The organism is Jeotgalibacillus sp. ET6 (genome assembly GCF_029667115.1).
In the GTDB taxonomy this organism is placed as follows: domain Bacteria; phylum Bacillota; class Bacilli; order Bacillales; family Jeotgalibacillaceae; genus Jeotgalibacillus.
In genome coordinates, this window is record NZ_JARUIU010000007.1 from 109,433 (window position 1) to 130,875 (window position 21,443).

Genomic DNA, 21,443 nt, shown 5'->3' on the forward strand with positions numbered 1-21,443 from the left:
TGCTATACTGGCAAAAACATCATGGAAAAGAGGAGTTTTTTATGAAATTCAGCAATGGGAATTGGATGGACCGGGAAGGCTTTACTTTGCAATATCCGTCACAGCTACATGATACAGCCGTTCACGATGACAAAGCGGTTTTGTATGCCCCGTTTGTTCCTGTCGTACATAGAGGCAATACACTTGACGGCGGAATGATGACAATTGAGCTGTCAGCGCCGGCAGCAGATGTAATTGGTGTGAAAATGATTCATCACAAAGGAAAAATGAAGGAATTCCCTTCTTTTGAAATAGCATCCCATGAACCGTCCTTTCACACAGAAGAAACAGATCGCACGTTCATCTTTCAGAGCGGCCGGCTAAAAACGGAAGTGAACAAATCCGGGGGGTGGTCTGTTCAGTTTAAAGGGGACGATGAGTTTTTAACCGAGACAGGCTCGAGAAATATGAGCTATATCACGAGCGATAAAAAGCAGGCATTCATGCGCGAACAGCTGTCGTTGGATGTCGGTGAGCTAATTTACGGTCTTGGAGAGCGGTTTGGCCCATTTGTGAAAAATGGACAAAGCATCGACATTTGGAATGAAGATGGCGGTACAGGCAGTGAGCAGGCCTATAAAAGTATTCCATTTTACATAAGCAGCAAAGGGTACGGAATTTTTGTCAATCAGCCGGAGAATGTCTCGTTTGAAGTTGGATCTGAAAAAGTGTCCAATGTACAGTTTTCCGTTAAAGGGGAGTCGCTGGAGTACTATGTGATCTATGGTCCGACAATGAAAGAAGTGCTGAAAAAATACACCGATTTAACGGGAAAGCCTTCTTTGCCGCCTGCATGGTCGTTCGGATTATGGCTGAGCACGTCCTTTACGACCGATTATGATGAAGAAACTGTGAACCAATTCGTAGACGGCATGATTGAACGGGATATTCCACTTGATGTATTTCACTTTGACTGCTTCTGGATGAAAGAGTTTGAATGGTGCAACTTTGAGTGGGACGACCGTGTATTCCCGGAACCCGCCGCTATGCTGAAACGATTAAAGGAGAAGGGGTTAAAAATCTGCGTCTGGATTAATCCGTACATAGGACAGAAATCACAGCTGTTTGACGAAGGCCGGAAAAATGACTATTTACTAAAAAGAGAGGACGGCTCGGTCTGGCAATGGGATAAATGGCAGGCAGGGCAGGCGATTGTGGATTTTACCAATCCAGATGCATGCAAGTGGTTCGAAGAAAAGCTTGAGGTACTGATGGACATGGGAGTGGATTCGTTTAAAACCGATTTTGGAGAGAGGATTCCAACTGATGTCGTATATCATAATGGGGAAGATCCCGAAAAAATGCACAATTATTACACCTATTTATACAATGAAACCGTCTTTACTCTTTTAGAACGCAAAAGAGGGAAGGGAGAGGCGGCTCTATTTGCTCGTTCTGCGACTGCAGGTAGCCAGAAATTCCCTGTCCACTGGGGAGGAGACTGCTGGTCAAATTACAGGTCAATGGCTGAAACGCTGCGCGGGGGGCTGTCTTTCAGCTTATCCGGGTTCAGCTTCTGGAGTCATGACATTTCAGGCTTTGAACATGGAGCAACGCCTGATCTTTATAAACGCTGGACACAATTTGGCCTGCTGTCTTCACACAGCCGCTATCATGGGAATTCTGAATACAAGGTGCCATGGAAATACGGGGAAGAGGCAGTGGACGTGACCCGGCAGTTTACCAAGCTGAAAAACCGATTGATGCCTTATTTATTTTCTCAGGCTTGTGAAGCAACTGAAAGCGGTGTGGCCATGATGCGTCCGATGGTGCTGGAATTTCCCGAGGATGATACGTGTCAGTATCTTGACCGCCAGTATATGCTTGGGGATTCACTTCTTGTGGCGCCGATTTTCAACGATAAAGGAACGGTGCGGTATTATGTTCCAAAAGGAAGCTGGACGAATTTATTAACTGAAGAAAAAATGGCAGGCGGACGCTGGTATACAGAAGAACACAGCTATATGACTTTGCCGCTTCTAGTAAAAGGATCGTCCCTTTTGATTACAGGAGCTCAGGAACAAACAGCTGAGTACGATTATCTGCAAGATGTGACCGTACATGTATTTGACCTTCAGGAAGGGGAAACGGCTGCTGCGGATGTCTGGACAAAAGATGGAGAAAAAGCAGGGTGGGCAAAAGCCTCGCGCAATGGAAGCACCATCACGGTAGAAACAGGAGGCTTGTCAGGCTGTACTCTGCACCTCCATCGTGAAGATATAGACCGGGCTGACGGCGGTAAGCTGGAAGCTGCAGGAACAGGCAAAATGCTCGTCATGACAGGAGATAAAGCAGTTCTTTCACTAAATGAAAGAAGAGAATCTCATTTATGATTCATGAAAAAGTAAAAAAGGTGCTCTACGGAGGCGACTACAATCCGGAACAATGGCCAAAAGAGATATGGAAGGAAGATATGAGAATCACAAAGCTTGCAGAAATGGATATCATGACGGTCAATGTGTTTAGCTGGGCAAAGCTTCAGCCGGATGAAGACACCTACGATTTTTCCACACTTGATCAAGTCATGGATCTGCTGGCGGAAGAAAATCGATATGCATGCCTTGCCACCTCTACTGCAGTGCATCCGGCCTGGATGGCTCATCGTTATCCCGATGTTTTGCGGACAGATTTTGAGGGGCGGAGAAGGAAATTTGGTCTTCGGCACAATTCCTGTCCGAACAGTCCCTCCTACCGCCGCTTCGCAGGGAGGCTTGTTGAACAGATTGCAAAGAGGTATCACGACCACCCGGCTCTACTGCTGTGGCATGTATCCAATGAATTTGGAGGAGATTGCTACTGCTGCCAGTGCGAAGAGGGCTTTCGGAACTGGCTCAAAAACAAATACGGTTCGCTGGATGAAGTGAACAGGGTGTGGAATACCTCATTTTGGGGCCACACATTTTACGACTGGGAGGAAATCGTAGCGCCAAATAATCTCAGTGAGCATTTGGGTCAATATGATTACACAGCGTTTCAAGGGATTTCACTCGACTACCGCCGCTTTAACTCAGACAGCATGCTTGATTGCTTTAAGCTTGAGCGGGACATTTTAAAAAAATGGACGCCTGGGATCAACGTAACGACTAACCTGATGGGGACGTATAAACCTCTTGATTATCATAAATGGGCGAAAGAAATGGATATTGTATCATGGGACAGCTATCCGCAGGCAGGATCTTCCCCGCTTTTAAATTCGATGAGTCATGATGTCATGCGCGGGTTAAAACAGGGTCAGTCCTTCATGCTGATGGAACAGACACCGAGCGTAACAAACTGGCATCCTTACAATGAACTGAAGCGGCCGGGTGAAATGAGGCTACACAGCTGGCAGGCGATGGCCCATGGGGCAGATACCGTAATGTTTTTCCAGATTCGGCGGTCGATCGGTGCGTGTGAGAAATTTCATGGAGCGGTTATTGATCATGCGGGTCATGAACATACCCGCGTTTTTCGCGAATGTGCAGCGCTTGGCAATGAACTGACTGCTCTTGGAGATACGCTTCTTCACGCCACAACTCCTGCCAAAGCCGCCATCCTGTTTGATTGGGATAATTGGTGGGCGATGGAGCTGTCAAGCGGACCGAGCCGGGACTTAAACTATGTTAATGAAGTATTTAAGTATTACGAAGCGTTCCAGCGATGCGATGTTCCAGTAGATCTGATTAGTGCAGAGGATGATTTGAGCAGCTACCAAATCGTCGCAGCGCCGGTGCTGTATATGGTGAAGCCGGGAATGGCCAAGAAACTTGAGGCCTTTACACAAAGCGGCGGGACGTTTATTACCACTTTTTTCAGCGGGATCGTCGATGAACACGACTTAGTCGTAACAGGTGGATATCCTGGTGAACTTCGCCCCTTGCTTGGCATTTGGGTAGAAGAAATTGATTCCCTGCCTCCTGGTAAAACCAATAAAGTGGTGATGAAGGAAGACGGGAGTGAATATGAGGCTTCCATCTTATGCGATTTGCTTCATTTAGAAGGGGCTGAAGCGGTTGCGTCATTCGCCAGTGATTTTTATGAAGGGATGCCCGCACTGACAAAAAACCGCTTTGGCCAAGGACACGCCTGGTATGTGGCGGCAAGTATGGATCATGAATTTATGGAGCGGATTGTTTCATCGCTGTGCACCTCTCATGGTCTTAAGCCTCTGCTTGGGTCAAAGGCTCGTGCCGACGTTGAAGTGACGGCGCGTGAAAAAGACGGCGTCACGTTTATATTCCTATTAAATCATTCACAGGAGAGCGGGAGAGTTTCATTAGATAAAAGCTACACGAATATACTGGATGGAGAGGAATATGAAGGGGCCATTGATCTTTCTCCATATGGGGTGGCAGTACTGAAGGAGAGCGGACAATGAGCGGCAGAACCCTGCAAGTGCCAAGACACGGTACGCACAGTCTTACTCCTGCCTTAACCTGGCAATTCGGTCACATGACAGGCAATGGTGAAATGGGTGTGATTCAGTATGGGCCGCCCGAAAAAGAGCGGATCGTCTTAAGCCATGCAGAGCTGTTTATGCCGCTTGGCTCTCCAGGCTCTATTCCGGACATGGCACCTTATTTGGAGGAAGTACGGAGAATCAGCCGATCAGAAGGATACAGGGCTGGGCATGATTACTTTATCCGAAAAGGGGAGGAACTGGGTCATACGATTGTTTCAACCGACCCTTTTCATCCGGCATTAACACTTGTGATTGAACAGGAGGAGGCAAGTGGAGCAAGAGGCTATAGCCGCTCGGTTAATTATGCAACCGGCGAAATCATCTCCTGCTGTGAGACGTTTACGCATCAATTATTTGCCTCCCGTCCGGATGGCTGCGTCATGCTGCGAATTTCATCCGGCAGTGCGCGTCAAAATGTACGTCTGTCAATTGAAGAAGCAGGCCATCCAGGGGTAAAAGCAGATGTCCAATTCAAGGGGGAAACCTGGAGCGGAATCCACTCCTATACACACGGTGGCGGCTACCGAAGCAAAATTGAAGCAAATCATAATGGTGAAGCAAGATTTGCAGAAGATTGTTTAATCATAAACGGTGCGACAACGATTGAATTGAAAATGAAAGTGGCTCCTGAGATCGGGAATGACTTCTTATTCTCAAGTGGCAGCTATGCAGAATGCTTTGAACGTCACAAGAGAAAACATGAAGCGCTGTTTTACAAGGCCTCATTGGATTTAAACGGTGGAGAGAGAAGAAGTTGGACAGGTGAGGCATTGCTAAAAGAAATCAAAGAAACGGGTGTACTGCACCCCGCACTGATTGAAAAATGCTACGACGCAGGACGTTATATGTTCTTATGCAGTGCAGGCAGCCGCCCGCCTAATCTGCAAGGAATCTGGACAGGAGCCTTTGATCCGCCGTGGTCCTCGGATTATACCATGGACACGAATTTGCAGCTGGCGATGGCATCCGTTTTCAGTGCAAACATGCTGCACGGAATGGAACCTTATACGCGCCTGCTGGAATCCTATATGGATGATTTCCGTTATAATGCCAGAAGGATGTTTGGCTGCAGGGGAATTTTATCGGGTGTTTGTGCTTCTTCGAGCGGACGTCACACTCATTGGGGCGATTCAAGCTGGGGAGACCGGGAGTGCGATACGTTTTTTGGTGCATTTTGGACGTGCGGCGCAGGGTGGCTGGCTCATTGGCTTTTTGATTACTATCAATACACTGGAGACCTCGAATATTTACGTGATCATGCCCTTCCTTTTATGAAAGAAGCAGCACTGTTTTATGAGGATTTTTTAATAGAAGAACACGGCAAACTGCTTTTTTTGCCGTCTTATTCAGCGGAAAATGGGATTGCTGCCAACAGTACGATGGACATTGCCGTGGTTAGAGAGCTTCTAACAAATTTGATTAGGGCAAATCGCCTTCTTGAAACAGGAGAAGAAGACATTCCACGCTGGCAGAAGATGCTGGAGAAGCTGCCTTCTTATGAATTGACTGAGGATGGCGCCTTAAAGGAGTGGGCTGTAGACGACCACGAAGAAAATGATAATCACCGCCACTTTTCACACTTGTATCCGCTGTTTCAAAGCTATGAATTTACCCCGGAAAAAACCCCGGTTTTATGGAAAGCGGCAGAAAAAGCTTATCAAAATAAGCTGAAGCATTGGCTCTTTAATCCGGATACAGATACATCGTCTCATGGCCGGATGCATGCTGCTCTTTGTGCAGCGAGGCTGGGAGACGGTAAAACCATTGCGGATATAATGAAAATGATGCTTTCAGGAGGTGCAGTGTATCCAAGCTTTATGACTGCACATTTTGAACATCATGATGTTTTTAATGTAGATGCAAATGGGGCTTTTCCGGAGCTGATTCAACATACGGCACTCTTTTCATTGCCAGGCAGGATTGAACTGCTTCCGGCACTGCCGGTTGAAATGAGCGAAGGCATCTTAAAAGGCATGCTGTGCCGCGGCGGGCTGACAGTGATTCGGTTTAACTGGAATGTACCAGCGGGCATTATGCAGCTGATCATCAAATCAAGAATAAAGCAGGAAGTTGTCTTCTATACCCGGCAACCCGGATGGTCACTAAACGAAGAGGAAGGAATGGAGTGGATGCAACCCTTGCCGGCAGAAGAACCGATTCAACTTGAATGGAGGAGATCGTATGCAAATGGGCGGAATGCTTGGAAGTGTGCACCGGAGTACGAGCTGGATCACAAAGGGAGCAAGTCTTAACTTTCTGTGGTTTTTATGCAACGCTCCGCTTTTCTTTATACTGGCGGATTATTGGGCAAACGGCGGAGAGCTGGCTTTAGGGCTGGGTGTACCTATTGCCCTTGTGCCGTTGCTGTTTTTTCCATCCACAGCCGCCTTGTTTGCGATTGTGCGGAAGTGGGTGTTGAAGGAAGAGGAGACAGTGTTGGCTTTTTTTCGATATTTTAAAAACAATTTCATTCAAAGCCTGATCGGGGGAGTATTTTTTACGATCGTCTGGACCGGATGGCTTGTACAGGCCGGATCGCTTCCTCAGTTGGTTATCGTCATTATCAGCAGCTGGCTGCTCGCATGGATGTTCTTTTTCTTTGCGTTTCAAGTACATTTTTCCGTAAATGTACTGCACACAATTAAAAATGCAGTAATTATGACTGCTATGAGACCGCTCTCTATCGTCATGATTGCTGCAATGGCGGGGACGCTCTTTTACATCTCTTCTATCTACACCTTCTTACTGCCATTTTGTTCAGCAGTTGTTCTTGCTTATATTGCGTTTAGTCTCTTTTACCGCTTTTATCAAGTAAGACTGACTCAGCAAACGGGATATTTAAAGATGAAGAATATGGAAAGTACCGGGCATACCCGTCCTATATCAAGTCTCGATACGGCCATGTCAAAAGCAAGTGAGTAGCGCAAATGAAAAATCCAGAGGAACATTTACCTTATGAAAAATCCGAACACAATCGAAATTTTTTCAGTTTCGATTGCGCTCGGATTTTGCTGTTTATATTTAATTAAACAACTCCAAGCAGATATCTGAAATTGAATATCACTAATTTTGACATGAAAATAGATACAGTATACACTTTCAGAAAACAAAACAGATCATGATAAAATGAAGTAACATAATTGGAAGCGCTTACAGATGGACGGGAAGGTGTTTAAGTGAAAAAGTGGCTGCTTTTACGGTTTAACAATATGAAATTGCCGGAGAAGTTTATTTGGTTTTTTCTCATTATCGTTGTATTTCCGATTCTGTCTGCAGGTATCTATTTAACGAATGAAATGCGTCAGGACGCTCTTGATGATGCGATTACCCAATCTGCATTAAATAATGAGCGGGTTCGTCAGCGGACATCGGAAGTCCTTCGTGTACCTGTATTTGTCTCCAACAATCTCATGTTTGATGACCGTCTCAGAATGCTTGTAAATACCCGATTTACGAGAACAAACGAGGTGGTGGAAGCCTATCGTTCATTCAATACGTTTTCTTACTATAAACAATACTACCCTGATATACAGTCCATCAGATTGTATACACAAAATCAAACGATGATCAATAATTGGGAGCTGATCCCGCTGAATGAAACGATAATGGACGAAACCTGGTACCGGGAAGCAGCCGCTGATGCCGGGTTTATGAAGTGGCAGTACATAGAAGATGAAACAAAAGGCGGTAAGCCGTATCTGAGCCTGATTCGCCGCATCAATTTTTTGGAGGAAAAAAGCTTCGCTATTTTAATTATTACCATCAATCCTGCTGTTTTAGATGTAATTTTAAATCAGGAAATGTTTTTAACGATGATTGTAGATGAAAATGATCATATTGTTGCCTCTAATGACCCTTCAAATAAAGGTCAGAAGCTAGGCACGATTTTGGATGACAGTACAGAAGATGATGAGGAGGCGCTATATGAAGCGGTTGTAGATGGCAATGCTTCTCAAATTATAACAAGTGATATTTTAATCGATGAATTAAGTCAAAACCGGCTTCGTGTAGTAACTGCCGTTCAGCATCATCATATCGTTGGCAACGCAAATGCCCTGGCCGCAAAAGGGGCACTCATGACGGTTTTAGCAGCACTTGTAGCGATTGGATTTATTGCCATTATGTCCCGTTTATTTTCAAAAAGGCTTGATGAGCTAAGCGCCAGGATCAGCAGAGTTGCCACAGGAGACTTATCGACAAGTGTTGAAATGTCAGGCAATGATGAAATTGGGGAACTGTCCCGTCAGTTTCAGCACATGGTGGAAGAACTGGATGCATCGATTGAGACCCTGAAGGAATCAAACAGCCAAAAAGCACAGCTGCAGCGTAACCAGGCAGATATAAAATTAAAGATGATGGCAAGTCAAATCAATCCGCATTTTTTATTTAACACGCTTGAATCGATCCGGATGAAAGCCCATATGGAAGGGGCAAAGGAAGCGGCAGGCATTGTTAAGCTGTTAGGGAAGCTGATGAGAAAAAGCATTGAGACTGGCGGGCGCCCGGTTCGGGTGGAAATGGAAATTGAAATGGTCCGCTGTTATTTGGAAATTCAATCGTTCCGCTATGAGAAACGTCTCTCCTATGACCTCTTTGTAGATCCGTCAGCAAAAGATGTGTATATTGAACCTCTTATTATTCAGCCGCTTGTGGAAAACTCGGTTATTCACGGACTTGAAGATAAAGACGACGGAGGAAAGGTCTCTGTTTATGTTCAAATGGTATCTGGCGGAATGAAAGTGACCGTAAAAGATGACGGTAAAGGATTCACAGAAAAACGGTTATTTGAAGTGCTCCATTTTATTAATGATACAGAAGAGGAAAATCGAATTGGATTAAGAAACGTGCATCAGCGGCTTCTGCTGACATATGGCGACTCATCCGGACTGCAGATTAGAAGTGATGAAGGAGAAGGTACAGTGATTCATTTTGTGATTCCTATACAAGGAGAGTGACATGATGCGTGACGTTTTGATTGTAGATGATGAACCGATGATCCGAGAGGGACTAAAGACGCTGATTGACTGGGAGGAATACGGCTATCGTGTGGTTGGGCTGGCCCGAAATGGCAAAGACGGCTATGAAAAGTTTCATCAGCTGAAGCCGGATTTAATTATAGCCGATATTAAGATGCCGGAAATGGATGGAATTACACTGCTCGAAACACTTCGCGATGAATCACACAATATCCGCTTTATTCTGCTTAGCGGTTATGCAGACTTCAACTATGCAAGGCGTGCCATCAGCTGCGGAGCTGAGGCTTACTTGCTTAAGCCGATTGATGAAGATGAGCTGATTGAGAAGCTTATCGCCATTCAGTCATCTTTTATACTCTCTGTCCATCAACCAAGCCGGTCCAGCGCCTGGAAAGAACTTTTTCAGCATATTCCTGATGAAAATGGAACTGAAGCCATTTCTATTTTTGAACAAAAAGGAATTTGGCAAGGGCCCTCTCGCCTTTTAGTCGTAAAGCCCGGTCGCCATTTGCAGCACTGGCAGCAGAGAATAGATGAGCTGATTCACCGGACAGAATCAGTGATTGTTTTTCCTATTAAAGACCTCTTTATTTTTATTTTGCCCGTCTCTTCCCATGCAGCTACATTCCTGCAGGAGCTTGGCGAATCAATGCCTTATCATGTGGCAGCGTCTGCGGTTCTTCATAAACTACAAGATAGTCTGCTCCAATGGAAGGACATTCAGCGGGTGTTGGATTCATCATTTTACATACCTGAAAAAACAGTACTTCAGCAGCCGTTTGATCGAGAAGATGTGGTAACGAAAGAATGGCATCCGGATGTGTACCGCAATCGTCTTTTCTTTGCCCTGGAAGCTTCAAGCAGTGAAGCAGCGTACGCCATATTAGATGAGGTAATGGAAGAATGGACAGCAAGAAAATGGCCGGAGCAGGAAGTAAAAAAAGAAGCAGCTTCCCTATGCAATCAGGTGATGAATAAACTTGCTGCCGTCCATCCAAAAAAACAATCATTGCTTCTCAAAACGGGATTAAAAACAACGGAGTTATATGAGGCTTCTTCCATGGAAGCCATGCATGCATCATGCCATTCTTTTCTCACAGCGGTACTTGACATAATGGATGACGGTACACCGGACAGCGTCATGAATAAAATGATTGACTTGATCCGCACACGCTATAACGAAAATCTGAGACTCGAAACGCTTGCCGGGATTTTCAACTATAATAGTGCATACCTGGGAAAGCTGTTTAAAAGCCATACTGGTGAATATTTTAATACGTATGTAGATAAAGTCCGCACCGAAAAAGCGAAAGAAATGCTGAATAGAGGCTATAAAGTATATGAAGTCGCAGAAAAAGTCGGGTATGCAAATGTGGATTACTTTCACCGGAAGTTCAAAAAGCATGCAGGTGTTTCTCCAACGACTTTTAAAAACAAGCACAACCAATAAAGATGTCCGTTCTTCGTTGCTTTAAACCAATGAGGACGGGCATCCTTTAATTTTGACATGATTTTTAACGCAAATCAGCAGGTATTGAACCCGAATCTTTCCTTGTAAGATGGAGGTATAGAACAGGGGGAGATAAAGTGGAATCGGTTGAAAAGAAAGCGCATACAAAAATAAACCGTTCTGCCAAAACACAGCACAGATTTTTTAAAACGATGAAGCAGCAAAAGTATTTATATGCGATGTCTGTTCCATTTGTTCTGTGGGTGATTGTATTTAATTATGTCCCGCTTTGGGGCTGGACCATGGCCTTTCAGGACTTTAAACCGGCAAGGTCATTCATGGAGCAGGAGTGGGTGGGTCTTGCGAACTTTGCTGCCCTTTTTCAGGATGAACGGTTCTATTTGGTTCTCCGCAACACGCTGGCGATGAGCATTATGGGGCTCGCTATTGGATTTGTTGTTCCCATTATCTTTGCGGTTTTCCTGAATGAAGTGCGGGTCCAGACGTTTAAGCGGACGGTTCAGACGATCTCCTATTTGCCCCATTTTGTCTCATGGGTCGTTGTGGCGGGCATTGTTACCAAGATGCTGTCTACTGACGGGGGAATCGTCAATGAAATGCTGATGGCGGCAGGCTTTGTAAATGATCCTGTTCAGTTTATGACCAAAGGCGAATGGTTCTGGATGATTGTGACGCTGTCGGATTTGTGGAAGGAAATGGGCTGGAATTCGATTATCTTTTTGGCCGCAATGGCAGGGGTTGATCCGCAGCAATACGAAGCAGCGAAGGTAGACGGTGCGAGCAGGCTGCGTCAAATCTGGCATATAACGCTTCCTGGAATCCGGCCAACGATTCTTGTTGTGTTAATTTTATCCATCGGTCATTTAATCACCATCGGCTTTGAAAAGCAGTTTTTACTCGGCAATCCGATTGTCGTGGATTACGCTGAAGTGCTTGACTTGTATGCTCTGAATTATGGAATCGGTCTTGGCCGTTTCTCCTACGGAACAGCGATCGGAATTTTCAACTCTCTGGTAAGTATTGTTCTGCTGTTTCTTGCCAATGGCATCTTTAAGCGCTACACGAATCAAAGTGTCATGTAAAGGAGGGATATTATGAAAGGAAGCCGAAAGGGATGGGATGATCGGCTGTTTGATATAATTAACTATTCGTTTTTAACAGTCGTTTTACTTGTTACGCTTTATCCATTTTTAAATGTGCTGGCAATTTCACTAAATGAATCCACCGATACGGTCAGAGGCGGCATCACTATTTTTCCGCGGGAGTTTACACTTACCAACTACCAGACCATTTTTGAGTACGATAACTTGATCACCGGCTTTATAAATTCCACCTTACGTACGGTAATCGGTACGGTGCTCGGTGTGGTGTCTTCTGCTATGGTAGCGTTTACATTAAGCAGAGCAGATTTTCAGGGAAGAAAAGCTTTCTCAACCGTTCTTGTTCTTACACTTTATTTTTCCGGCGGTCTGATCCCCGGTTATATGTTAATGCGCGATTTACAGCTCATTGATACATTCTGGGTGTACGTCCTTCCGGGCATGGTAAATGCTTTCAACATCATTATTGTCCGTTCGTTTATGGATGGACTGCCGTTTGCTTTGCAGGAATCAGCCAAGATGGATGGCGCTAATGACTTTGCTATTTTCTGGCGGATCATCCTGCCGCTATGTACACCGGTACTTGCAACAATCGCTCTTTTTATCGCAGTAGGCCAATGGAATTCATGGTTTGACACATACTTATACAATAGTTCCAATCCGAGTTTAACTACACTGCAGTTTGAATTAATGAAAATACTGCAGAATACTACAATGGGTGCTACAGATGCCAATGCATTTCGCGATGCTCAGGGGCAGGAGGCAGCTTCTTCTGTGTCACCGGAATCTATTAAAATGGCGATCTCAATGGTTACCATTATCCCAATATTACTGGTATATCCATTTCTGCAGCGGTTTTTTGTGCAAGGCATGACGCTTGGAGCAGTAAAAAGCTAACTAGATAAAGGGGAGAAATTGATGAAAACAAAGTGGAGAAAAGCAAGTGCTGTGTTTATTATGGGGACCATGCTTACAGTGGCAGGCTGTCAAAGTGACAATGCAGCGACAAAAGAAGAAACAACCGGTCCAGTCACGTTTTCACTCTTTAGTGCCGATCCTCATTCCCAATGGGACAACATGGAAAGCCCGGTCAGTCAGATGGTGAAAGAGACAACTGAAGTCACGATTGAGCCGGAATTTGACGTTGGAGGCGGAGAACAGAAGATCCCTCTCATGATCGCAAGCGGTGAATATCCGGATTTGATTCTGCCAAAAGGGAATGCAGGCAAATTGGTAGATGCGGGTGCGCTCATTGATTTAACGGATCTGATTGAAGAGCATGCTCCGAATTTGAAAAAAGTATATGGTGATTATTTCAACCGGTTAAAATGGAGCGGAGAAGACGAATCTATTTATATTTTGCCAACATCCCGAGTTGATCATACGTACTGGGCACCGGGCAATGGCTTTATGCTGCAGCATGATGTGGTAAAGCAGCTGGGTTATCCGGAAATTCGTACAGTAGACGATTTTGAGAATGCCATCAGAGACTACAAGGAAAAGAACCCAACCATTGACGGGCAGCCGACGATCGGATTGTCATTGCTGGCTGATGACTGGAGAATTATGATTTCAACAACGAATCCGGCTTTTTACGCAACAGGTGCTCCGGATGACGGCGAATTTTATATTGATCCCGAGACATATGAAGCGACCATGCATTATCGCCGTCCTGAAGAAAAAGAGTACTTTAAGTGGCTGAACCATATGAACGCTGAAGGTCTGCTGGACCAGGAGAGCTTTGTTCAAAAATATGATCAGTACCTGGCGAAAATATCCTCTGGCCGTGTGCTTGGTCTGATTGACACAGACTGGGAAGTAGGAGACGCACAGCGTGCACTACGTGAAGCAGGTAAAACAGAGAGAATGCATGGGATGTACCCTGTCACTTTGACTGAAGAATATAAACATGCAAACTTCCAGGATACCGGTTATCTTGGAGGCTGGGGAATCGGGATCACAACCGAGTGTGAAGATCCGGTTCGTGCAATTAAGTTCCTGGATTATTTAGCATCTGATGAAGGCCAAATCCTGCAAAATTGGGGCATCGAGGGTGAGCATTACACAATTGAAGACGGCAAACGTGTGATATCAGATGAGGAAATGAATGAACGCAATAACAATGCCAACTATGTGAAAAATACGGGTATCGGCGTATTAAGCGGATTTGCTCCATTATATGGAGATGGTGTAACGGATTCAACCGGACAGACTTATTCCATTGCTAGTCCGGATCAAATTATTAATGCCTATACGGATACAGAAAAAGAAGTGCTGTCAAACTACAATGTAGAGATGTGGAAAGACCTGTATCCGCAAACAGAGGAATTCCCGGTAAAACCATGGGGAGCAGCTTACAACATGCAGGTTGAAGCAGGTTCCGATCTTGAACTGATCATGCAAAAGTCGCTGGATGTTGTGAAAAAACGTATACCTGAAGCCATTTTGGCAGACCCGTCTGAGTTTGACGATGTATGGGAGAGCTTCATGGCCGATCTGGAGAGTGCAGGTGTTGAACAGGCTGAGGCTGATTACACAGAAATGATTAAGGATCGACTGGAGCTTTGGCAGTGACAGTGATATAAAGTGAAAAAAGAGCTTGGGACAAAAATGTCTCAAGCTCTTTGACCGGTTCGCTGCGCTTCAGGCGAACGCTTTCGCAGGGACGGCGCTGAGCCTTTCAGGGCCTTGCCCTGTAAAGGCTCAGCTTGCCGTCATAACCTGCAGGAGTCGCCACCTTCCGCTCCGCTCACCTACTACTAGTAATAAAAATTTCCTCATTTTTTAAACTTTTTGAATTTTGTCCCAGGTTCTTTTTATGCCTCTGTTAAAAGGAATAAATAGTCTCCGTTGTGCATGGCTTGTTAAACTTTACAATCAACTTAGAATTACGTCACCCAGTTATTATGGACGCTCAAGAACAGCAGAGAGCATACGGTGGACAACTTCATGGTCACTTGTATCGTTCAGACGGTAGTCTTTGCCGGGTAAAGTGTACCATTCCTTGGCTCCGGCATATGTAATGGAGAGTGTAAGCATACCGCTGTCATCACAAGTAGTCTGCAGTTCAAGCTCTCCGCTGATGACGCCAACTTCAGTGGTCATGACTCCGTGTGTTGCGGTAAAGATCGTTGACTTTTTATCCATGAGAAAGACTCCTTTCCTGATATGAATCATTTAACGATTAGTACGAACAGGTGTTAAGCATGGTTTGCAGGGAAGATTTCTCCGATGCCTGGAGGCTTAGGTTCCAAGTGTGCTTTGTATTAATCCACCATTTCGCGTATCCGCAATGTGCGCTGTAGCGGGGAGGCTGCCAAGTTGATGGATCCTGGTCCCCTTTGGAGCGGTTAACGCTGGCGGTTACAGCAATCAGATGCGGACCGCTTAAGTCATTTGCAAATTCACGGCGCTGCGCTTCTGTCCAGCTGCTAGCTCCGGAGCGCCATGCTTCAGCTAATGGAACAACATGATCTACATCGAGTTCAGATGGAGAATACACCGTGATGCCGTCAAAGTAGCTGTACCACTTGCCGGATGTGACAGGGCAGTCTCCGCTGAAATAGTCAGCATCGCGTTGAAGAACCAATTGGCGGGTATCACAGCCGCCGCCCTGTCCGATCCAGTGAGGAAACTCATCACGGGAGTAGCCGGCCATCGAGTTTTCCGATTTTACGGTTAGCGAGTTCAATTGAGATTGGGCAGCTGACTTGGAAGGAGTATCAGGCAAAAAAGCTGAAGCTGGCTGCGCATCAAACTGAAAAGCAGCAAAAGAGATAAGCAGGGCAAAAATAAATACCATCGATTTTTTAAACAAAGTAATGCCTCCTAGTATGTAATTTTATATATTTACATCCTGCTCATGTGAGTTGAACAAAATGTGAATACCGCGGGTAGGGGGAGTACATTAAAATTTACAGCAAAAATCGTTTTCTGACAGATAAAACAGGAGTGGTTCTAGTTGCAATGTTAGAGTATAGTTCAAACATATAACAAGTTAATAATTTGTAAACGACCCACATACGTAAGAGACATCTACATGCACTCATAAAGGATCAATGACACTGGAGTAGATCTTTGTACACCTTAAAAATACTTCATTTTGATAGAAAGCCAGACTCTTTAAAATCTTATTGGGCTTTCAATGTGACATAGGACCTGTTCAGCGATCCAAAAGGTGCTTTACTAAAAATTAATAACTAGCACAAATTTGTTTCGATATAATCTAGATTTATAGAGTGTATACCTATTTATTTTGCTATACAGCAAAGAAAAACGGCCTGTCTGTTGAGAAGGACTCAACATAGACGGCCGTATACGTTACATCTGTTTTAGATATATTCTTTGGCTACAGCAGAAGAAGTCATGATAGACAACAAAGCCCCATAGTTGACTGAAAAAGCGACGGCATCCCCAACCTGCAAATCCACCTTTTTTGCGTTGAGTACGGTATGGTCGCTGCTGAATCCCATAATATTCAGATCCAATAAAGGAGTCAGCCCGGAGACTAAGACATCCTGAAAACCAACGCCAAGAATGCAACGCCTTATATCACCCATTTCATCAAAAGAAGGGTATACTCCTAAAACGTTTTGTGCGATTTGACCATAGGGGACAGAAGGTTTTACTTTAGATTCGATGACTTCTGAGTAAAATGTAAAAGCATCTGTATACAATCCCGGAATAGCTTCACGGGAAAGGGTTTCACGTCCAAGAAGGATGGATTCTCCAATGCGCAAATGATTAATTTCACCTACTTCTTCACTAGATGAAAACCAATTATAATTGGCAGAATTTCCTCCAGAAACAATCGGCAAAGGGAGGGCATATTGTTTTCTGATCGAAGCTGCCAATGCAGAGAGTGTGTTCATTTTTTCCGTATCGGGCTTTACTCCTCCGAAACAGGCAAAATTAGCTCCAATTCCAACTAGCTCGATTCCCGGCAGCTGTATGATATGAGGGAGATAGTGAGCTAGCTGGTCGGGCATGATTCCTTCACGCAAATCCCCGAGTTCAATCATTAAAATGATTTTCTTCACAGTCTCATTTTTCATTGCACACTGAGAGAGATGATCGATCACTACCAGCTCTGTTTGCATACTAATATCTGCATATTCAGTAACGGCTTCAATTTGGCTTAAGGCTGGCGTTCTCAATAAAACAAATTCGGCTTGTACCCCGGCGTCTTTCATTTGTTTTATATTCTCGATCTTTGAATCTCCTAATTGACGAATTCCAATATCAATCAGTAAATTAGCAATTTCTAAGCTGCCGCAGACGCCTTTTGTAACAGCCATTACTTGAATCCCTTTCGCTCCATAGATCTCCATAATTTTTCTGGCGTTATGCGTAATTTTCGAAAGGTTTATTTCCATTTTAGGCAATGAATGATTGAAGTGTGTCTCAATAAATGGCTGATTGGCTGCGTTCACCTAACGAGCGTTTTCTTATGTGCTAATGACGGAAAGGCGGTTAAGATGCTTTGAACCAGTTTATCGCAGCCATGCTTAAGAACATCCGTGGCAGGAAGACCAAGTTCCTCCTCATACTTCTTAACTGTTTGATCGATTTGATGGTCCGTCATGTTTTCGTGGTTAATGGTAATGGCAACTACTTTTGAATGAGAGAAATTTTCGATTAATTCGATTTCACTTTTTACTGTAGGCATTTTCATAAAAGGAAAGTCGCCCAGGTTTACACGCATAGGCGGGTGCTGCACGATGACAGCGCCTGGTCTTGCCCCTTTTAAAATACCAGAAGAGCTGATATAAGCAGGATGACTAAGAGCGCCTTGTCCTTCTACAATAATGATGTCAGGATGTTCTTTGTTATACGCTTTCATTATCTGGTTTTCAATTTCCCCCGTTATATATTGAGAAGGAAGCGCATCAACAGCGGCCCCATAAGCAGCACCCTGAAGCAGTCCTGTTTGACCGGTCGCGATAAAAGCCGCAGAGAAACCGGCTTTTTCAAGAGCAGCCTGAAGCAAAACGGCGGTGGTTCTTTTTCCTACTGCACTATCCGTTCCGAGTACAGCTACGATCGGTGTCTCAATTGATAAAATCTGCCCGGAAAATAAATGAAGATCCTTTTTCAAAGGTGGTTTTCGCACGTCAACAATTGTCACGCTGTACTTTTCAGCATATTGTTTAAATTCTTCATCTTCCCCTAAGAATTCATGCAGCGGGTTAATAATATTCATCCCTTGCTTCATCGCTTGAAATAATAGCTCGCGTTCTTCTGATTTAAGAAATGCTTCAGCAGGCGCAATCCCATAAATAAAATCTGTGGGCATTTGCTCCAGACGTTCAATCGCTTGCTCTAAACTAGCAAATACCGGAATCCCGTTTTTTCCTTCATCAAGCACTTCACCAGCATCTAAACCTGCTTGTGTACTGTCAATTACGCCGGTAATATCATATTTTCCTGACTGACGAATCAATCCATTGGCTGTTTTTCCGTCCATTTTACCAAAGTTTCTTTCACAATATATTAAGGCAGTATTCTTCAATTAGTGTTCCTCCTATAATTGTACATAAAAAAACACCTTACCCGTTTAGACGAAGTGAACAGAGGTCATTGGTCTAAAAGGGAAAGGTGTATTCTTTGTATTCTTTAGTATAGCACACTTTCCAATTTTTTTAATTTTTTCTAGCAACAGGAACTTGCACCCTTATAAGAAAAATGAAAGGGGCAGGGAATTCATTTCTAAAAAAAGATTACATAGCCATTCGGTTAAGGACAGCCTGTCATAAAAACTTATGAGGAATTCCTGATAGAATGATAAGATGATAAGAGATGAAAAGGAATATAAATTTTAAAAAGTAGAGTAAGTATGGGGATGCAAGGAAAAGGGGGCTTCATTATAATGGACAAAAATTACCTGGATTTACTGGCGCAAAAATATAACAGCGAAGAAAAGGTCGTGACAGAAATTATTAATTATGAAGCGATCTTAAATCTGCCTAAAGGTACAGAGCATTTTGTAAGTGACTTGCATGGGGAATATCAGGCGTTTCAGCATGTGCTGAGAAATGGCTCGGGAAGAGTTAAAGAGAAGATAAGGGACATCTTCAGCGGTGTCATTTACGAAAATGAAATTAATGATATGGCGGCACTCGTGTATTATCCTGAAGAAAAATTACAGATTATTAAAAATAGTTTTGATAATGAACAGGAGCTGAATCACTGGTATAAAGAAATGATTCAGCGGATGATCAAGCTGATTTCCTATGCATCTTCCAAATATACAAGGTCGAAGCTGCGGAAGGCATTGCCGGAACAGTTTGCCTATATCATTGAAGAACTGCTGTATAAGAAAGATGAATTCGCGAATAAAGAGGAGTACTATAACAAAATCGTTCAGCAGATTATTTCGCTCGGTCAGGCAGATAAGCTCATTATTGGACTTGCCTACAGCACGCAGAGGCTGGTCGTAGATCATCTTCATGTAGTGGGGGATATTTACGACCGGGGACCGGAGCCGGATAAAATTATGGAGGCGCTTATTAACTATCATTCTGTTGATATCCAATGGGGCAATCATGACGTGCTTTGGCTTGGCGCGTTTTCCGGATCCAAGGTGTGCCTTGCAAATATCATTCGAATCTGCGCCCGCTATGACAATCTTGATATTATTGAAGACGTTTATGGCATTAACCTAAGACCTCTTTTGAACCTGGCGGAAAAATACTACGAGGATAATCCTGTTTTCAGACCGAAAACCCAGACAGATAAAAATACATCGGACCATGAACGGCTGCAAATAACAAAAATTCATCAGGCGATCGCGATGATTCAGTTTAAGCTAGAAAGCCCGATTATTAAAAGGCGTCCGAATTTTAATATGTCAGGCAGGCTTTTGCTTGAAAAAATTGATTTTGATAAACGGGAAATTAATATAAATGGAAAAATATATCTGCTGGAAAATACCTGCTTTAAAACAATTAACCCGGAGCAGCCTGATGAGCTTTTAGAAGAAGAAAAGCAAGTGATGGACAAGCTGTTATTTTCCGTCCAGCATTCGGAAAAATTAGCCAGACATATGAATTTTCTCATGAAAAAAGGGAGTCTTTATTTACAATATAATGGGAATCTATTAATTCATGGATGCATTCCTCTTGATGAAAAAGGAAATATGGAAAAAATGATGATCGAGAATGAAACCTATGCAGGCCGTGAGCTGCTTGATCTTTTTGAACAATGTCTCCGCAGGTCATTTGCCAATCCTGATCAAACCGAAGACCTGGATACAGATATGGTTTGGTATTTGTGGACCGGAGAATATTCCTCTCTATTCGGAAAGCGGGAAATGACGACATTTGAACGTTATTTTATTCAAGATAAGGAAGCGCATAAAGAAAAGAAAAATCCCTATTACCATTTGCGTGAACAGGAGGAAACCTGCCGCACCATCCTTAAGGAGTTCGGCCTGAATCCGGATCAGGGCCACATTATTAATGGCCACACACCGGTGAAGGAAATCGACGGAGAAAACCCAATTAAAGCGAATGGCAAAATGGTCGTGATTGACGGGGGCTTTTCAAAGGCGTATCAATCCAAAACCGGCATCGCGGGCTATACGCTGTTATATAATTCCTACGGCATGCAGCTTGTCGCTCACCAGCATTTTAATTCAAAAGAAGACATTCTTCTAAATGGAACAGACGTGTTGTCGGTTAAGAGACTGGTAGATAAAGAGCTGAAGAGAAAAAAAGTGATGGAAACGAATGTGGGGGAAGAACTGCTTCAGAAGGTCACCCTGCTGAATCGTTTAATGGAATACCGTTATATAAAATAAGCTACTGATTTCAAGCAGCAACGCCTCACGTTGAAAAGGAGGTGAGACAGATTGAATACCGTATCGCAAATGAGAATTCAAAAACCGGCAGAAGAAATCTTCGAAGCATTTGTTGATCCTGAAAAGATAGGCGGATTTTGGTTTTCCTCTAGTTCTGAAAGATGGCAGGAAGGAAAAACCGTTACATTAACCTATAAAGAGTATGATGCTGAAGGGGATATTAAAATCATTGAACTTCTGGAAAATGAGAAAATTGTTTTCGAATGGGCTGGCAGTCACGCTGTGACCATTCATTTCCTGCCCGAACAAAGCAACAGTACGATTGTAAAAGTTAAAGAAGATGGGTTTGACAACAAGGACGAAAACCTAATTTCTCAACTATTGGACAATAAAGAAGGATGGGTTTATATGCTAACGTGCCTGAAAGGGTACATGGAATATGGTGTTAGTTTAAGAGCCTCTTTAATTAAGCAGGGTTGAGTGATTGGATCTTGAGTGAAGAAAGTTAAAAATGAGGCAGTATCTATTCTATGTATGAAGTGAGCAGAGCGAAAAGGGTCCTTTGAAGCGCAGTGAGCTCTTTCTAGAGGCTGGGACAAAACTCAAAAGTATTTTA

At 43.9% G+C, this 21,443-nt stretch carries 15 protein-coding genes; 11 read left to right on the forward strand and 4 right to left on the reverse strand.

Going from position 1 to position 21,443, the window contains the following annotated elements:
* Positions 1-41 precede the first annotated feature (41 nt).
* The 9 genes from yicI (at position 42) to P6709_RS15815 (ending at position 14,601) form a co-directional block, all read left to right on the forward strand.
* A complete protein-coding gene (yicI, locus tag P6709_RS15775) occupies positions 42-2,372 on the forward strand; it encodes an alpha-xylosidase (protein WP_278241902.1) in 2,331 nt (776 codons plus the stop codon).
* Positions 2,369-4,396, forward strand: a complete 2,028-nt coding sequence (locus P6709_RS15780) for a beta-galactosidase (RefSeq protein WP_278241903.1) — start codon at positions 2,369-2,371, stop codon at positions 4,394-4,396. Before yicI ends, P6709_RS15780 begins: the two co-directional genes overlap by 4 nt.
* On the forward strand, positions 4,393-6,732 hold the full coding sequence (locus P6709_RS15785) for a glycosyl hydrolase family 95 catalytic domain-containing protein (protein WP_278241904.1): 2,340 nt from the start codon (positions 4,393-4,395) through the stop codon (positions 6,730-6,732). The genes P6709_RS15780 and P6709_RS15785 overlap by 4 nt, the downstream gene beginning before the upstream one ends.
* Positions 6,662-7,402 carry a YesL family protein gene (locus tag P6709_RS15790; RefSeq protein WP_278241905.1) on the forward strand — a complete coding sequence of 247 codons (741 nt, stop codon included), beginning with the start codon at positions 6,662-6,664 and terminating at the stop codon, positions 7,400-7,402. Before P6709_RS15785 ends, P6709_RS15790 begins: the two co-directional genes overlap by 71 nt.
* Positions 7,403-7,656: 254 nt before the next feature.
* Positions 7,657-9,435: a cache domain-containing sensor histidine kinase gene (locus P6709_RS15795; protein ID WP_278241906.1), complete on the forward strand. Its 1,779-nt coding sequence runs from the start codon at positions 7,657-7,659 to the stop codon at positions 9,433-9,435.
* A gap of 4 nt (positions 9,436-9,439) precedes the next feature.
* A complete protein-coding gene (locus P6709_RS15800) occupies positions 9,440-10,906 on the forward strand; it encodes a response regulator transcription factor (RefSeq protein WP_278241907.1) in 1,467 nt (488 codons plus the stop codon).
* Between the two features lie 212 nt (positions 10,907-11,118).
* Positions 11,119-12,009 (forward strand): ABC transporter permease, encoded by an 891-nt coding sequence (locus P6709_RS15805; protein WP_278241921.1) that lies wholly within the window; start codon positions 11,119-11,121, stop codon positions 12,007-12,009.
* 12 nt (positions 12,010-12,021) lie between these two features.
* Positions 12,022-12,924, forward strand: a complete 903-nt coding sequence (locus P6709_RS15810) for a carbohydrate ABC transporter permease (protein WP_278241908.1) — start codon at positions 12,022-12,024, stop codon at positions 12,922-12,924.
* Between the two features lie 21 nt (positions 12,925-12,945).
* A complete protein-coding gene (locus P6709_RS15815; RefSeq protein ID WP_278241909.1) occupies positions 12,946-14,601 on the forward strand; it encodes an ABC transporter substrate-binding protein in 1,656 nt (551 codons plus the stop codon).
* Positions 14,602-14,931: 330 nt separating this feature from the next.
* Here the strand turns inward: P6709_RS15815 and P6709_RS15820 are convergent, their stop codons facing one another.
* From P6709_RS15820 to P6709_RS15835, 4 genes are all read right to left on the reverse strand, one after another.
* Positions 14,932-15,174: a hypothetical protein gene (locus P6709_RS15820; RefSeq protein ID WP_278241910.1), complete on the reverse strand. Its 243-nt coding sequence runs from the start codon at positions 15,172-15,174 to the stop codon at positions 14,932-14,934.
* A 37-nt stretch (positions 15,175-15,211) separates the two neighbouring features.
* Entirely contained in the window at positions 15,212-15,844 is a 633-nt protein-coding gene (locus P6709_RS15825) for an HNH endonuclease family protein (protein WP_278241911.1), read from the reverse strand.
* 514 nt (positions 15,845-16,358) lie between these two features.
* Complete coding sequence (locus P6709_RS15830) at positions 16,359-17,402, reverse strand: alanine/ornithine racemase family PLP-dependent enzyme (RefSeq protein WP_278241922.1); 1,044 nt, start codon at positions 17,400-17,402, stop codon at positions 16,359-16,361.
* A gap of 53 nt (positions 17,403-17,455) precedes the next feature.
* Positions 17,456-18,538 carry a DUF1611 domain-containing protein gene (locus P6709_RS15835; protein ID WP_278241912.1) on the reverse strand — a complete coding sequence of 361 codons (1,083 nt, stop codon included), beginning with the start codon at positions 18,536-18,538 and terminating at the stop codon, positions 17,456-17,458.
* A 357-nt stretch (positions 18,539-18,895) separates the two neighbouring features.
* On the opposite strand from P6709_RS15835, the gene fbp reads away from it, so the two are divergent.
* Complete coding sequence (gene fbp / locus P6709_RS15840) at positions 18,896-20,827, forward strand: fructose-1,6-bisphosphatase (protein WP_278241913.1); 1,932 nt, start codon at positions 18,896-18,898, stop codon at positions 20,825-20,827.
* 51 nt (positions 20,828-20,878) lie between these two features.
* Positions 20,879-21,307: an SRPBCC family protein gene (locus tag P6709_RS15845; RefSeq protein ID WP_278241914.1), complete on the forward strand. Its 429-nt coding sequence runs from the start codon at positions 20,879-20,881 to the stop codon at positions 21,305-21,307.
* Positions 21,308-21,443: the final 136 nt, after the last annotated feature.

Coding starts and splice junctions, on each gene's coding strand:
- fbp (WP_278241913.1), top strand. CDS start 18,896: ATGGACAAAAATTACCTGGATTTACTGGCGCAAAAATATAACAGCGAA.
- P6709_RS15830 (WP_278241922.1), bottom strand. CDS start 17,402: ATGGAAATAAACCTTTCGAAAATTACGCATAACGCCAGAAAAATTATG.
- P6709_RS15800 (WP_278241907.1), top strand. CDS start 9,440: ATGCGTGACGTTTTGATTGTAGATGATGAACCGATGATCCGAGAGGGA.
- yicI (WP_278241902.1), top strand. CDS start 42: ATGAAATTCAGCAATGGGAATTGGATGGACCGGGAAGGCTTTACTTTG.
- P6709_RS15820 (WP_278241910.1), bottom strand. CDS start 15,174: ATGGATAAAAAGTCAACGATCTTTACCGCAACACACGGAGTCATGACC.
- P6709_RS15790 (WP_278241905.1), top strand. CDS start 6,662: ATGCAAATGGGCGGAATGCTTGGAAGTGTGCACCGGAGTACGAGCTGG.
- P6709_RS15805 (WP_278241921.1), top strand. CDS start 11,119: ATGAAGCAGCAAAAGTATTTATATGCGATGTCTGTTCCATTTGTTCTG.
- P6709_RS15815 (WP_278241909.1), top strand. CDS start 12,946: ATGAAAACAAAGTGGAGAAAAGCAAGTGCTGTGTTTATTATGGGGACC.
- P6709_RS15810 (WP_278241908.1), top strand. CDS start 12,022: ATGAAAGGAAGCCGAAAGGGATGGGATGATCGGCTGTTTGATATAATT.
- P6709_RS15785 (WP_278241904.1), top strand. CDS start 4,393: ATGAGCGGCAGAACCCTGCAAGTGCCAAGACACGGTACGCACAGTCTT.
- P6709_RS15780 (WP_278241903.1), top strand. CDS start 2,369: ATGATTCATGAAAAAGTAAAAAAGGTGCTCTACGGAGGCGACTACAAT.